The 1,486-nt window shown below is 41.3% G+C and carries 1 protein-coding gene and 1 pseudogene; both read left to right on the top strand.

All coding sequences use genetic code 11. The features are described 5' to 3' along the window. A pseudogene (locus QZT26_RS17610) lies at nt 1-825 on the top strand (hypothetical protein); the annotation flags it as partial. Nucleotides 826-869: 44 nt separating this feature from the next. Continuing rightward, nucleotides 870-1,486 (top strand): ISAzo13 family transposase (locus tag QZT26_RS17605; protein WP_230405747.1); only part of this gene is annotated, 617 nt, incomplete at its 3' end.

Here is a 1,486-nt window from a genome sequence, read left to right as displayed (position 1 = left end):
CATTATGATAACATTAGGATTAAGTGGTATTTTATCCGGCGTATTAATCCTAATGGTGTCATTATGCGTTTAGCTAAGTATTCTCATCGCAAGCTCTTGGGACTATTCAGCAGGGATGTCGTTTTAACTCTGGACAGTATCAAAGAAGCTTTGGGAACGACTTCAAAAGCAACGGTTTTCAGGAAGCTAAAATCGCTCGGACATCGTGCGAGTTATTCCCATGCGGGCAAATACCATACACTGGATACACTTGCAAGCTATAATAAATATGGCATTTGGAGTTTCAATCAAATATATTTTTCTCAACAAGGAAGTCTTGTAGATACTCTCGAGGCCATCATTAATAAATCCCAGGAAGGTTATTTTGCCTCGGAGCTTCAAACGCTGGTACATGTGCGAGTCTTTAATGCACTGACTCAATTAGTGGTATCTGGAAGGGTCTTGCGCGAGCAGATTGCCGGAGAATATTTGTATATCTCCAAGGTGTTAGGTACGGATCAACTCGCCAGACGTAAACAGTCAATCATGTTGTGTGCTTGTAAGGAAGAAAAGGTATTAATTCCCGGCTTTGGGAGTGAAGTGGTTACGGATTGCCTGCAGACATTTCTTTCCATACTTGATGAAAGGCAGAAACGGCTTTATCTTGGTTTAGAATCAATGAAACTGGGACATGGCGGCGATTTAAGACTTTCACAGCTAACCGGCATAAATGTAAAAACAATTGCCAAGGGGCGTCGGGAACTTTCGAGTAAGAACATTACACCGGGACGGATACGTAAGGTTGGTGCAGGTCGTTCTTCGATTAAAAAAAAACTGATGTGGTAAAACTTCTTGAAGAATTGATGGAGGGCGATACTGCAGGAGACCCAATGGGTAAAGGAAAAATATGGACGAGAAGAAGCACACGTACTCTAAAAAAAGAATGCGGTGATAGAGGTGTAAGCGTATGTGCAACAACAGTTAGCAGGCTTCTTAAGGACATGGATTATTCTCTGAGAGTAAATCGCAAAACGATAGCAGAGACACGTCATCCGGACCGTAATAGACAGTTTGAAATTATTAATGAGACAAAAAAGTATTTTGAAGATTCTGGTCAGCCAATAATCAGTGTTGACAGTAAGAAAAAGGAATTGATAGGTAATTTCAGAAATGAGGGCAAGGCGTGGACAAAAATAGTAAATGAAGTTTTGGCCCATGATTTTCGTTCTCAGGCAATTGGTGTTGGATGTCCGTTTGGTATCTATGAATTGCTGACTAATTTAGGGACAGTTATTGTTGGTACGTCCTATGACACACCGGAATTTGCAGTCGAGTCAATTAAGATTTGGCTGGATGAATTTGGTTGGAAGAGGTATCCATGCGCAAAAGAACTCCTTATTCTTTGTGACGCAGGAGGGAGCAACGGATTTCGTCCCCGGTTGTGGAAATATGCGCTTTATCAAAATATTTGTAAAGTTTACGGACTCTCCATCAGGATTTGCCACTA

It is taken from the genome of uncultured Candidatus Kuenenia sp., assembly GCF_900696675.1.
GTDB classification, from domain to species: domain Bacteria; phylum Planctomycetota; class Brocadiia; order Brocadiales; family Brocadiaceae; genus Kuenenia; species Kuenenia stuttgartiensis_A.
This window is presented reverse-complemented; position numbering and strand designations above follow the sequence as displayed.